The organism is Carboxylicivirga marina (assembly GCF_016612505.1).
Classification (GTDB): Bacteria; Bacteroidota; Bacteroidia; order Bacteroidales; family Marinilabiliaceae; genus Carboxylicivirga; species Carboxylicivirga marina.
Window position 1 is genome coordinate 1 of record NZ_JAENRR010000006.1, and the last position, 12,239, is coordinate 12,239.

General features: G+C 36.3%; 10 protein-coding genes. 5 read left to right on the forward strand and 5 right to left on the reverse strand.

The window, feature by feature from the left end; all coding sequences use genetic code 11:
• Positions 1 to 939 precede the first annotated feature (939 nt).
• Positions 940 to 2,535 (forward strand): OstA-like protein, encoded by a 1,596-nt coding sequence (locus JIV24_RS03630; protein WP_200463650.1) that lies wholly within the window; start codon positions 940 to 942, stop codon positions 2,533 to 2,535.
• 35 nt (positions 2,536 to 2,570) lie between these two features.
• On the opposite strand, the gene JIV24_RS03635 is transcribed toward JIV24_RS03630, so the two are convergent.
• The 3 genes from JIV24_RS03635 to JIV24_RS03645 all read right to left on the reverse strand — a co-directional run bounded on the left by JIV24_RS03635 (position 2,571) and on the right by JIV24_RS03645 (position 4,616).
• The gene (locus JIV24_RS03635; RefSeq protein WP_143304314.1) at positions 2,571 to 2,792 is read right to left on the reverse strand and encodes a DUF2795 domain-containing protein; all 222 of its coding nucleotides are present in this window, start codon (positions 2,790 to 2,792) and stop codon (positions 2,571 to 2,573) included.
• 226 nt (positions 2,793 to 3,018) lie between these two features.
• Positions 3,019 to 3,723 (reverse strand): ABC transporter ATP-binding protein, encoded by a 705-nt coding sequence (locus tag JIV24_RS03640; protein WP_200463651.1) that lies wholly within the window; start codon positions 3,721 to 3,723, stop codon positions 3,019 to 3,021.
• A gap of 104 nt (positions 3,724 to 3,827) precedes the next feature.
• Entirely contained in the window at positions 3,828 to 4,616 is a 789-nt protein-coding gene (locus tag JIV24_RS03645) for an O-methyltransferase (RefSeq protein ID WP_200463652.1), read from the reverse strand.
• Positions 4,617 to 4,702: 86 nt separating this feature from the next.
• Between JIV24_RS03645 and JIV24_RS03650 the strand changes: the two genes are divergently transcribed.
• Positions 4,703 to 5,137: an FKBP-type peptidyl-prolyl cis-trans isomerase gene (locus JIV24_RS03650; RefSeq protein ID WP_200463653.1), complete on the forward strand. Its 435-nt coding sequence runs from the start codon at positions 4,703 to 4,705 to the stop codon at positions 5,135 to 5,137.
• Between the two features lie 84 nt (positions 5,138 to 5,221).
• A complete protein-coding gene (locus JIV24_RS03655) occupies positions 5,222 to 6,484 on the forward strand; it encodes a hypothetical protein (RefSeq protein ID WP_200463654.1) in 1,263 nt (420 codons plus the stop codon).
• A 327-nt stretch (positions 6,485 to 6,811) separates the two neighbouring features.
• On the opposite strand, the gene JIV24_RS03660 is transcribed toward JIV24_RS03655, so the two are convergent.
• The gene (locus tag JIV24_RS03660; protein ID WP_200463655.1) at positions 6,812 to 7,990 is read right to left on the reverse strand and encodes a tetratricopeptide repeat protein; all 1,179 of its coding nucleotides are present in this window, start codon (positions 7,988 to 7,990) and stop codon (positions 6,812 to 6,814) included.
• A 10-nt stretch (positions 7,991 to 8,000) separates the two neighbouring features.
• Entirely contained in the window at positions 8,001 to 9,125 is a 1,125-nt protein-coding gene (locus JIV24_RS03665) for a hypothetical protein (RefSeq protein ID WP_200463656.1), read from the reverse strand.
• A 422-nt stretch (positions 9,126 to 9,547) separates the two neighbouring features.
• Here JIV24_RS03665 and JIV24_RS03670 point away from each other — a divergent pair, with 422 nt between their 5' ends.
• Positions 9,548 to 11,122, forward strand: a complete 1,575-nt coding sequence (locus JIV24_RS03670) for an arylsulfatase (protein ID WP_200463657.1) — start codon at positions 9,548 to 9,550, stop codon at positions 11,120 to 11,122.
• A 159-nt stretch (positions 11,123 to 11,281) separates the two neighbouring features.
• Entirely contained in the window at positions 11,282 to 12,238 is a 957-nt protein-coding gene (locus JIV24_RS03675; RefSeq protein ID WP_200463658.1) for an AAA family ATPase, read from the forward strand.
• Position 12,239: the final 1 nt, after the last annotated feature.

A 12,239-nucleotide genomic window follows, 5' to 3' on the forward strand; every position in this document is an offset into this window, starting at 1 on the left:
CATCTCTCGTTTGAGAAGCGGCTGCAAAGGTAACAACTTTATTAGTTACAAACCAAATGTTTTTTTGAGTTTTTTTTTGAAAAAGATTGACGAGTTAAAACTTACTATCTCCTCCCCTTTTTAAACCCTTCAACACCTTGCAAACTCAAACAACCATTGTTGTTTTTGCGGCTGCAAAGATAAAGACTTTTATTTCTAATTTCCAAAAGTATTTTTCGAAAATTTTAAACTCTTTTTTTTGACAGGATAGCTAAGATATAAACTCTAACCGCCCTTGTCAATATCACCCTTGGTTTTACCTTTCAATACACATCAGTAATCGGCCTAAACCCTTACCAACTCTGCCTTTCATGTGAACCATTGTTCTCAAAAGCGGGTGCAAAATAAGGGAGTATTTTTCGTATCTCCAAATTAAAAAACGAAAAATTTATGAGGCAGCTTGGAAGAGTATGGCTTAAGAATTGATTTGGTGGGGGTTGGTGGTGGAAAGTTTTTTAGATATTTTCGAAAGATAGACTATCGATGGTGACCTTAGACCTTCTAAATAATATTGGAGGCAATTATTAATATATATGAAACCAGATAAATTCGAGCTTTATTCAATATCAAATCTTATTAAAATCGACCGAATTTGAATTTAGCATCGAATAATACCTCTTAATAATAGTAACTTATCTATTTATTACAACTTTTATATGAAGTTTAAAGCTAGCTATAAGATATGGATATGAGTGGAAGCGCTAAATATTAGTAATATAGAAACCAACAAAACAGGTTATATATGCATTTCAATGCGATATCAATCATTAACGATGTAATTATACGTGTAGCGGCTTCTCAAATGGTCTAATTAAAAGTAAAAGACATAGACTTTAAATGACATCTTTTATATAACGCATATTTTTTAGCAACTTTGCAATCTAACAATGAAGACAAAAAATGCAAATTAGAATATCCTCACTTATCATACTATTTTTCATTATTGGAGCTCCAAGTATTCTACTCGCACAGAAGAAAGGACGCGTTCAGATTGAACATGCGAATTCATTTAATCAACGATCAAATCTTGGCCCTAACATTAAACTTCTTAAAGGCAGTGTAAGACTTAGGCATCAGAATACCTTGATGTATTGCGATAGTGCTTACATCCATGAGCTTAAAGGCAAAAAGTACATCGAGGCATTTAACCACATTCATATCATTCAAAATGATTCGATACACCTATACGGAGACTACTTAACCTACGATAGTTCTGATGGTATCGCAAAAGTTCGTGAAAATGTTAAAATCGTAAAACAAGATATTACAGTACATACTGAGTTTCTTGATTATGATCGGGTAAGAAACTTCGGCTATTATTATAATGGCGGCGAAGTTTTAAGTGGTCAGAATACACTAATAAGCGATTGGGGTTACTATTATCCAGATTTAAGTGAGGTCCATTTTAAAGATTCGGTAGTAGTTCACAATCCAAAGTACACTATATTTTCAGACACATTAAAATACCATACTGTAACTGAAGTGGCAAGTATACTAGGCCCCACCTTCATCAATAGCGACAACAACCTGATATATAGCGAGAATGGTATTTACGACACCATGAACGACAAAGCCAGGTTGTATAAAGGCGAAACACAAAGTTATGTGCAAGGTACCGAGAACCTGTTAAAGGGTGATACTATTTATTACGATCGACAAAAAGGTTTAGGTGAAGCATTCAATAACTTTGAATTGCATGATACGACCAATAATATGATTATTGCAGGCAACTATGGTTATTACAATGAAATTAGTAAATATGCCTTGGCGACCAAGAGAGCTCAGTTGCTTCAGATTTATCAGAAAGACACACTTTTTCTTCACGCTGACACATTACAGGCTATTCCCCTCGTTGAAGAACAAAGTCGATTAGTGAAAGCCTATTATAATGTCAAATTTTTCAGAACTGATATGCAGGGTCGTTGTGACTCCATGGTGTATGACATGAGGGACTCGACGAACACTTTTTACAAAACACCAATCATTTGGGCCCAAGAAAACCAGATGACAGCTCAAACAATAAAACTATTTAGCAGAAACAACACTTTGTATAAAGCTGAATTAACCAATAATGCCTTCATCATTGCTCCTGAAGACAGTTTAAGCTACAATCAAATTAAAGGACGAAACATGGTTGGGCATATTCGAAATAATGAAATATATCGCATTGATGTTGATGGTAATGGGCAAACTATTTATTACCCCAAGGATAAAGAAATGGTTATTGGGGTCAACAGGGCTGAAAGCAGTTCGCTATCACTATTTTTAAGCAACAGAAAAATAACAGGAATAAAGCTTAAAACAGACCCGAATGGCAACCTTAATCCACCATACATATTACCCAATGATGATGTGAGACTACAAGGGTTTATATGGCTCGAATCGATACGACCAAAGAGCAGATTAGATATATTTAAGCATGTACCTTTGCCTAAAATGGAAGAAATGGCGAATGATTACGATGATTACCAATTCGAGGACTCAGAAAATCTATAAAATAAAAAAGGGGCTTTCGCCCCTTTTTTGCTCTCTTAATATTCATCTTCATTAAAAAAGAAATCTTCTTTACTCGGATAATCCGGCCAGATATCTTCAATACTTTCAAAGACTTCTCCTTCATCCTCAATTTCCTGAAGGTTCTCAATTACTTCAAGAGGCGCACCTGAACGAATTGCAAAATCTATCAATTCGTCTTTTGAGGCCGGCCACGGTGCATCTTCTAGTTTAGAGGCAAGTTCGAGTGTCCAATACATAGCAACTCAATTTAACATTAATATAATTGTGTTATTTCTTATTTTACTTATCTGCGAATATAAAAAAAAATTCCATTCTTACAACTTCGGATCTCATCGAATTTTTCATTCCATTTAATTGTTTGACAAACGAACTGAAAAATGAAGTCAATCAATCTCATATTTAAAGTAGAGAAAATAAGCTATGATCAAACGAGACAAGCCTAATATTACAAGGGCGATGTTTTTAAAGTGTTTCAATCTTTTTATTCACCAAATCAGATTCAATTAAACCATCGCGCAATCTAATAATACGATGTGCATGCATAGCAATATCCTCTTCATGTGTCACTAATATGATTGTATTCCCCTGTTTATGTATCTCATCAAACAAGCGCATGATATCAACCGATGTTTTGGAATCCAGATTACCGGTTGGTTCATCGGCTAATATAATTGAGGGATCATTAACCAACGCACGGGCTACAGCTACTCTCTGGCGTTGCCCACCCGACATTTCATTAGGCCTATGCTGCATCCTGTCGGTTAAGCCAACACTCTCCATAACCTTTTTTCCTTTGGCGACACGATCGTTTTTTGAAACACCAGCATAAATAAGTGGTAAGATGGCATTTTCTAGAGCTGTATATCGTGGTAACAAATTAAAAGTCTGAAAAACAAAGCCTATTTCTTTGTTTCGAATTTCAGCAAGGTTATCATCGGTAAGGCGACTTACATCAGTTCCATTGAGCACATAAGTACCTCCTGTTGGAGTATCCAATGCTCCGATGATATTCATCAAGGTAGATTTACCAGAACCTGAAGGTCCCATTATGGCAACATACTCACCTTTATTTATACTTAAAGAAACCCCTTGCAAAGCTTTTACAACTTCGGTTCCTACATGATAAAACTTTTTTATATCAGTAATTTGAATAACTTCATTATGCATAGTTCAGGTTTTTATGGCTCAGGTTTCTCAAAAACTTTTATGATTAGTTGATTGTTTTTCTTAATCACTTGAATACAAATATAATCTTTTCGCTCACTATTAAATTATAGACGTACAATGAAGTGTTGCTTTTGGCATTCTCGTTTAAAAAAGATGATACCCAACTGAAATAAATCCATTGACACAGTCACTTTAGGATGAGCACATATAATATCCCAGGCTTCCTCCATACCTTTTGACCAGTGAATATCATCAAACACGAAAACGGTATCATTTCCAGCATACGGTAAGCAAACATTAAAATAATCTATGGTAGCTTCTTTTGTATGGTGACCATCGAAAAACACAAAATCAAGCTTCTGTAATTTCCCCGCGAGGTCAGGCAATACATCTTTAAACTGACCTACTAAGTGATTTACATTATCGCATCTCAAATGTTCAATAGTTGACTTGGCCACTTGCGCTGTTTGCGGACACCCTTCAATTGTGTACACATCGCGCCTTTTGTCACTTAAAGCAAGATATGATGTACTTATTCCAATTGAAGTACCTAATTCGATAATATTATCAGGCTTAATTTCAGCAATTAAACGAAATAAAATTTCAGCATATCGCTTGGAGATGGACGACCTCTTCACTAAAGCAGCCACCTTCCGGCGTTTCTTATTTAAAGAAACACTCCCTGCGCCATAATCAAGCACCTCAATTTCATCTTCTGATGCAGAAAGCTTGCGCCTAAGCTCATCAATTGTTTGAAATGCATAATACTGATGTCGACAATTGATAACTTCCCTAACTAAATTAAACACAAAAGGACTGTGCAAGCCATGTCCCATTTTATATCTGGCCGATAGTAAATATTTAGAGTAACTTTTAACCTGAAACCAATTCATTAATTCATGCTTATTGAGTGTAAAAAACGTTTCACAATTTAATCAAAGTGTGAAAGCGTTTATATTTGTGCCAAACTATATATTATATGGCAAAAGGCAAAGGTAAGAAGCAAAATAGTGGTTCTTCAGGTCAAAACAGAAAAAAAACAGAGGAGTTTCTATTACAAAATAAAAACAAAGTGGGCATTTTAGAAACAGCAACGGGCCTTCAGTATGAAATTATAAAGGAGGCTAAGGGGGTAAAACCAAATGAAAACTCAACAGTTAAAGTACATCAAAGAGCCATGCTCTTAGGTGGTAAAATCCTGGATGATACATACAAAGATGCTACTCCACTTGAATTTTCACTAAATGATACCATTGAAGGATATACCGAAGGTTTAAAAATGATGTCAGTAGGAAGCAGGTATAAATTCTATATCCCTCCTGAGTTAGGTTGGGGTAAGAAAGGTTCTGGTGGTCGAATTGGTCCATATGCCCTTACAATATTTGATGTGGCATTGATTGAGATTATATCGTAGAAGTAATTCTTTTTGCAGTAAAATTAAACACTTTATGAATGCGGTTGTTTAGCTAATAAATAAACTTCCAAGAGAACAACCTGAATGAACACATATATAAAGCAGTTAATTGAACTTATTGAGGATGCTATTACAAAAGCACCTAAAAAAAATACCGATACCGACGAATACGATGCTGAAGTAGAATCGTGTTTTGCCGAGGAGTTTTTACAAGGAAAACCAGGTAAAATTTCGGCAATAACTGGTATTGACAAGTATAACTTTCCTGCATGTGACAAATTAGAATCGGGACAACTAACCAGCTTACTAACTTCACTGGAAAGCCTTTTAGAGGCTTATAACTGGGAGTTTATGTTTCCCGAGAAGGTGACCTCTAAAGTCAAATATCAATTTATAATTGACCATTGGGACTCAGAACATGTGCATTGTGAACAAAGTATGGTCCAGATTGAGACATGTAAGTTCGACGAGAACGACTGCCCTTTTCCTGGTCATTGCAATGTTTGCCATAGTTTCAAATGTGACAACGATTCGAGCCATCACCTAGACAAAGGCCTCATTGATTTTTCAAATCTCTTACCTGATTTCACTGAAGAGGATGATGAAACTTTAAGGGATGACATTGATAAATTTAAGAAGCTAATAAAAGAACCAAAGAATACGCATCATATTGCCGGCATCCACAATTATTGCGATGGTAGATGCAAGAGATGTGAATTTACTGACAAGTGCAGCTCATTCTCGCTTAATTCAGAATTAGAGAGCTTCAACAAAACAGAAGCACCCCAGGATGATAAGCAAATAAAAGTCATTCTTAAGGCTACTACAGAATTGATTGAAGAAGAGCTTTCTAAAAAAGGCATCGCTATGGATGATGCACTTTCGGAAATTGAGAATGAAGAACCTGAGCAAAAAGTGAAGCATTCGCTTGAGAAACAAGCAGAGTCATATGCCGAAAAAGTAAAGCGTTGGTTAGAATCCAATCAAATGGAGTTAGAAAGCCGGATTGTAGCTCAACCTAATTTGAAAATAAACGAAGATACCGAAACGATTACCTGGTTTCAGCTTTTTATTCCAGCCAAAATAAACAGGGCTGTAAATGGCTTATCAAAAGTTGAACATTCAGACTTAGATACATATGATGCTCATGGCTCAGCTAAAATTGCATTATTAGCTATTGATGAAAGTCTTATAGCGTGGGAAAACATTCTAAAGTTTATACCTAATAAAGAAGATAGCATTCTGAATTTACTTAGGCACCTTTCAAAACTTAGAAGTGAATTAGAGAAGTTTGTGCCTGAAGCAAGAACTTTTGTTCGACCTGGGTTTGATGAAACGAATTTTTAAATTCAACTCATTAAAAACAAATACCAGATTAAAGGATATGCATAAAAAAATCTGAGAGAAGCTTCTGTGGAAAATTTAAGAATTACGAATAAATTCTAATGTGCATCTCTCAGATATTATCGCAAAAAAACAATGCGAAAAATTACCTTCCGTTGTAGGTAACCCAATGACATCATTGGTTTTGGTTATTTTTTAACCGACGTAAAACTATTAATTTATTTGAGAGTTCAATAATAAGAATGTATTTTTTTGTGTAAAATCCTTAATTTTTCATGATACTTATCATGCTTTAGGTCTAAACCCTACTTATTCGCGGAAAACAAGTCATTATTTTATACGTGCCAGTGTTTGCTCAATGGCATCAAAAACCTGATGATTACTTTCAAAAACCATCTCAAAATCTTTTCTGGATTGTTTCACCATCTTCCTGGCTTCACGTTTTTGTCCATTTTTATAAAGCAACTTACCATAATGAAAACGAATATTACCACACACTTCAGAATCAACCGAATAAATTTCTAAGACCTCATCATAAACCTGACACAACCATTCAATTTTATCAACTTGTAGAAACAGGCTATTCATTTCTTCTGCTAACTCCGGGGAGTATTTTTCAGCCATCAAAACCTCTTTTGCCAATTTTACAGATAAGGAATCATCACCTAATTCAGTAGCAACCTTTAATAAGTACATCTGATTTGGACGGTACTGTGGATGCAGCTCATTAGCTTTCTCAAAGAAAACTTTTGCCTCATTTAATTGTTGCGTTTTCAAGTGAAGGATACCAGTTATTCGGGCAGCATCAGATTTACTCAATGAATCACTATAAAGCTCATATGCACGTTCAGCATACCGAATTCCTTTCTGTGGCAAGCCATCAAACAGATAAGTAACCGCTAAACTATAATTTGTTAAATCTTCATCTGGCTTAAGCTTTAAAGATTTCAATAACCATCGTTGCGCATCAAAATAGTTTTCATTCAATGACTGATAATATCCTAATGCATACAAGCTATAATAATCGTAAACACCATTTTCAAAAGCCTGTAAGTAGTAGCTATTACTTTTCTCTAACAATACTTCAGAGCGCTCTCCCCAACTATCACCAAAGTCGTAATACACCTTGTTATAAAAATCACCCAGTACTTTCGACACCCTATGATCTGTTGGATAATCCGAATGCAATCGTTGTAAAAAGCTATCAACATCAAACTTGATAGGCGTAGCGCCATAGCCAGCTTTCAATCTTAGATTACTTAAGCTTTCTCCCTTTCGTAAATTCACGAAGGAAAATTCTCTAAAATATTGACAATTGAGATGATAGTTTATGGCAATATCTACTTTTTTTAATGCCATATCAATACTTAATGAGTCAACATTATTTACATACTCATAAGCTGACAAATATTGACCATTAAAAATCAATGAATCAATTTTAGATTGCGCAGTTACATCCACTGAAAACAGCAATGTTAGCAGTAGCAACCAGCCCATTCCTTTTATCATATATGGCGAGTTATAATCCAAAGCGATATTGCAAACCTGAAATGACATGAGTTCTAGTACCTAAGAAACCAACCTCGGCACGCAAAGCCCAGCTTTTATTCAATTGATATTGCGAGCCCACTATAAAGTTCCACATTTTTGCCTGTCGTTTATCCAGCGAATACTGGACGGTTTCAGCTCTTGATGCTGCATCAACGACAGAACCTGCAACAGATAGACCTTTATTTGCCGCTGTCCTCTTTGCAATGTTAATTGGGTCTGCTTTTTCTTGAATTGTCAAACCACTCCACCAATCATCTACTGCCATTTGGCTTTTTTCTATCTTCTCGTAGGCTCCAGTAATCTGATCATCAAATCCTGGTAACACTTCATCTATACTCAGAGAACCACTCGTACCAGTGTTCATTTTCACTCTAAATCCGCCTACCCAAACGGCTAAACTTTGACCTGGCTTTCCAAATTGAAAATTTTTACCAAAGCGTGGTCCGAAAACAAAAATTCGAGCTGGCTCACTTAATTCCGGAATATCACTCCAACTCCAATTCATATCTAAGGCAATAAAACCACCACCTACTCCCATTGTTGGCGTCAAACCAAATCCGTAAGTACTTGCTTCAAAATTTGCTTCTGTTTTAAAATCCATTGCTTTCACCCAATTCCACTGAAAACCTAAATCCGGATCGAGATGAAATTCTCCAGGTACATAAACACCAAAATCAACATTGGTATCATTGTTTGAACGGGCAAAAATTCCATAAACATTAAGGAATGGAAACAACCAAACATCAGGCCTTACGCTAATACTGTTAGTTCTTGCCGTGGCCTTATTAAATCGAACAATCTCATCCAAATCGTACATGGTACCATCATTAAAACCAACAAACAAATTATTGATTAAGATATCTGATTCCTGATAAAAATACTGTGTACTAAAACCTGCCGAATACGGTAAGTCAAACCCAAGTTTTGTCACTTTCTCACCCCATATTGGTAACATATAAGGATACACTGCCTGTTTGAGGCTATCTCGTTCTTCGAGCTTTTTCTCCCCAACTACTTTATTGCTAAATATTTGGGCCGAAGCATTGAATACAAACATTAGCAACAACGCATTTATCAATCCTATTTTTCTCATAAATACACATTAGGTAATTCAAAATATTTTTTTGAGCTATGACTCTTCAAATCTGAAACCCATATATAAAAATGATTTCATAAAAAAATAGCCACTTCAATTTTAATTAAACACTAAATTATAAATACTCTTAGACAATAAAACTATATGTTTTCTTTTTAAACGATTACGCTTCAATTCTTTATTAAATACTTCCTTAAATTAACTTTCCAAAATATGCTCTCCGCATGTTTAACATGTATTATTTAAAAGAATGTTCTAAACCCTTTCCATTTTGATTTGAATTAATCAGGAAATTAATGGAAATTGAAGCTTGCTCTTTTACCTAAAGAAATGATTTACAATAAAACAATTCCATTTCGGATATGTTTACTATTAAATACAAACAAACATAAACGTAATTATTAATTAACTTAACACTTATGAGAAAACTTTCTTTAATGAGTGCTATTTTAATGCTTACTATTGCATTAAGTGCTCAAAAAAACAAAAAACCCAACATATTGGTAATTTGGGGTGATGATGTTGGCCGTTCTAATATTAGCGCTTACACCATGGGAATGATGGGGTATACAACTCCTAACCTTGATCGCATTGCTGATGAAGGAATTATTTTCACTGATTATTATGGTGAACAATCCTGTACTGCCGGCCGATCAAGTTTCATCATGGGCCAAAGTGTATATCGTACCGGTCTATCTAAAGTAGGATTGCCAGGTGCTGAACTTGGTATGCAAGTAGAAGATCCAACCATAGCAGGTTTATTAAAAGATGAAGGCTATGCCACAGGACAATTTGGTAAAAATCACCTTGGCGATCAGGACAAACACCTTCCTACCAATCATGGCTTTGACGAGTTCCTGGGTAATTTATACCATCTGAATGCCGAGGAAGAACCAGAAAATGAAGATTATCCTGGAGATATGGTACTTGCTGATGGTACAACTTTTCGCGAAAAATTTGGTCCACGTGGTGTCATAAAATCTAGCGCTGATGGCCCTATAAAGGACACAGGCCCTCTAACAAAAAAACGAATGGAGTCAATTGACGATGAAACGGTTGCTGCTGCAATGGATTTTATTCGTCGACAAGAGAAGGCCGGAATACCATGGTTTGTTTGGTGGAGTGGCACACGAATGCACTTCAGAACACATGTGAGTGATGCAAAAATGGCTCAAATCAAAAAAGAATACCCTGATGCTGATGAATACACATGCGGTATGCTTGAACATGATATGCACATTGGTCAATTCCTTGATTTACTGGATGAGTTAGGCATTGCTGATAATACAATCATTCATTATTCAACTGACAATGGCCCTCATTACAACACATGGCCTGACGCAGCTGCAACTCCATTTAGAGGCGAAAAGAACACCAACTGGGAAGGCGGATGGCGTGTTCCGTGTATGGTAAGATGGCCTGGTGTAGTTAAACCAGGTTCAATTAGTAACGAAATTGTACACCACATGGATTGGTTACCAACATTCCTGGCTGCAGGTGGGGAGACTGACATCAAAAACAAACTACTTAAGGGGCACAAGTCAAAAACATTAAACAGAGAATATAAGGTTCATCTGGATGGTTATGATTTGACTGAACACTTGAAGAATCCTCAAAACGTTCCTAGTCCACGTAAAGAAATTTTCTATTTCTCAGATGATGGTGACTTAACTGCCCTACGCTACGATCAGTGGAAATTGATATTTATGGAACAACGTGTTGAAGCAACTTTTCAAGCCTGGATGGAACCGTTTGTTCCTTTAAGAGTTCCTATTATTCTGAACTTAAGAAGAGACCCATATGAAAGAGCACCTGTTACATCCAACACATACTACGATTGGTTAATTGACAGGGCCTACCTACTGGTTCCTGCTCAAACATATGTCGGAAATTTCTTAATGACTTTTCAAAAGTATCCTCCTCGTCAAAAAGCAGCAAGCTTCTCTCTTGACCAGGTAATGGAAAAACTCCAGGCAGGTTCTGGTTCAAAGTAATAATCGATAAAAGTGATGCCTAACTTACCAGGCATCACTTTTATTGTTTTATCATTAGACACTGGCATAATGTCATTGAGACGATTCATTTAACTTAATGAATTAGCCATATTCTACAGTCTGCATATTCTACCTCTAGATCGCACAAAAATTCTTTGTATGGAAACGAACCAAGTCGTTCAAGAACTAAAAGAGCGCATTAACCAATCCATTATCGGGCAGGAAAAATTGACCGACCGATTAATTATTGGCTTATTGGCAGATGGCAACATATTGTTAGAAGGCTTGCCTGGGTTAGCAAAAACCCGGGCAGTTAGAAGCCTGGCCAAAGAACTTAATACTGAACTTAGTCGAATTCAGTTTACACCGGACCTATTGCCATCTGACATAACAGGCACAGAGATATACCAACCAGACAGTGACGAAAAATTCTTATTCCAAAAAGGCCCCATATTTAGCAATCTGATTCTTGCAGATGAGATCAACCGGGCACCAGCTAAAGTGCAGTCTGCCTTGCTTGAAGCTATGGAAGAACGACAAATTTCTGTTGCTGGCAAAACTCACAGGATGGCGCCTTTGTTTATGGTTTTGGCCACTCAAAATCCAGTTGAGCAAGAAGGAACCTATCCACTACCAGAGGCACAAATGGATCGTTTCCTGATGAAGGTACTCATTGATTATCCTGATGTAAATGCCGAAAAAGCCATTCTACGTTTAGTTCGTGAAGAATCAAAACGTAACACAGCAAACTTAACCAACATTGATACCGATATAATTTTTAAAGCTCGTGAAGAAATTAAGGGTATTGAAGTATCAGAAAAAGCTGAACAATACATTGTAGACCTCATTAATGCGACTCGATTCCCATCTGAGTATAGTAACAAACTCACAGAGTGGCTGGCCTTTGGAGCTAGTCCTCGCGGTACGATTGCCCTGGACAAATGCAGTCGAGTTTTAGCCTGGATTAACGGTCGCGATTATATTACTTCCGATGATATCAGAGAGGTGATTCATGATGTATTGCGCCACCGCCTTATACTTAGCTACGAAGCAAATGCGGACGGAATCACACCTGACCAGGTGATTGATGAGTTATTAAAAACAGTTGCTATCTAAT

Excerpts from the sequence above, each read along its gene's own strand:
- JIV24_RS03665 (WP_200463656.1), bottom strand. The coding sequence starts at position 9,125 with ATGAGAAAAATAGGATTGATAAATGCGTTGTTGCTAATGTTTGTATTC.
- JIV24_RS03650 (WP_200463653.1), top strand. The coding sequence starts at position 4,703 with ATGGCAAAAGGCAAAGGTAAGAAGCAAAATAGTGGTTCTTCAGGTCAA.
- JIV24_RS03670 (WP_200463657.1), top strand. The coding sequence starts at position 9,548 with ATGAGAAAACTTTCTTTAATGAGTGCTATTTTAATGCTTACTATTGCA.
- JIV24_RS03645 (WP_200463652.1), bottom strand. The coding sequence starts at position 4,616 with ATGAATTGGTTTCAGGTTAAAAGTTACTCTAAATATTTACTATCGGCC.
- JIV24_RS03660 (WP_200463655.1), bottom strand. The coding sequence starts at position 7,990 with ATGATAAAAGGAATGGGCTGGTTGCTACTGCTAACATTGCTGTTTTCA.
- JIV24_RS03635 (WP_143304314.1), bottom strand. The coding sequence starts at position 2,792 with ATGTATTGGACACTCGAACTTGCCTCTAAACTAGAAGATGCACCGTGG.
- JIV24_RS03655 (WP_200463654.1), top strand. The coding sequence starts at position 5,222 with ATGAACACATATATAAAGCAGTTAATTGAACTTATTGAGGATGCTATT.
- JIV24_RS03640 (WP_200463651.1), bottom strand. The coding sequence starts at position 3,723 with ATGCATAATGAAGTTATTCAAATTACTGATATAAAAAAGTTTTATCAT.
- JIV24_RS03630 (WP_200463650.1), top strand. The coding sequence starts at position 940 with ATGCAAATTAGAATATCCTCACTTATCATACTATTTTTCATTATTGGA.
- JIV24_RS03675 (WP_200463658.1), top strand. The coding sequence starts at position 11,282 with ATGGAAACGAACCAAGTCGTTCAAGAACTAAAAGAGCGCATTAACCAA.